This window comes from Mesorhizobium sp. CNPSo 4688 (assembly GCF_057784295.1).
This window is the reverse complement of record NZ_JBWLUY010000097.1, coordinates 1-564: the sequence shown is the minus strand read 5'-3', so window position 1 is coordinate 564 and position 564 is coordinate 1. Positions and strand designations below refer to the sequence as shown.

General features: G+C 61.3%; 1 protein-coding gene. It reads right to left on the bottom strand.

What is annotated here, in order from left to right; translation table 11 throughout:
• Window positions 1–564: thermonuclease family protein (locus AC04SH_RS34950; RefSeq protein WP_488481882.1), on the bottom strand; the 564-nt coding region annotated here is incomplete at both ends.

Below are 564 nucleotides of genomic sequence, written 5' to 3'. Positions count from 1 at the left end.
CTGGGCGACGCTGCGAGCAGGGGAGCGATCGTCGATGGCGGTTCGTTGTCAGCGCGATGCTTGGCACGCCAATCCCAAGGCGCTTCAAACGTTCCTGCCCAGATGCCGACTTTTGCCGCCTTGGCCTTCTCCTGCAGCATGGCGTAGGCACCTTGGCTGTATTTCGGCCAATCAAGAGCTTGGCCGTTCTCGACCATCCAGGCGGCGACGCTGACACCATCGGCCCGCCGGCAATTGCCGACATAGCGGCCATACCGATCCCATGACACAAACGTGCACTGGGTCGGTCGCGAGGCGGCGAGAAAGGCATCGAGAGCGGTGGCGGACCTGGCGCCACATTGATACCGAAAGCCCTTCGCGTCGTCGCACTGCTGTGCTGACTCCGGTGCATCGATACCATTGAAGCGAATGCGCTGGCCATGGATCTCGATCGTGTCGCCGTCGATGACAGATGCGACCCCAGCAATTGCTACCGGTCGCGACGTTACCAAGTTCTGCAGATTGATTTCCGGCAGCGCCCCGCTGTTGTGCATGACAAACTGCGTCACCAGCGCGGAAGTCGCA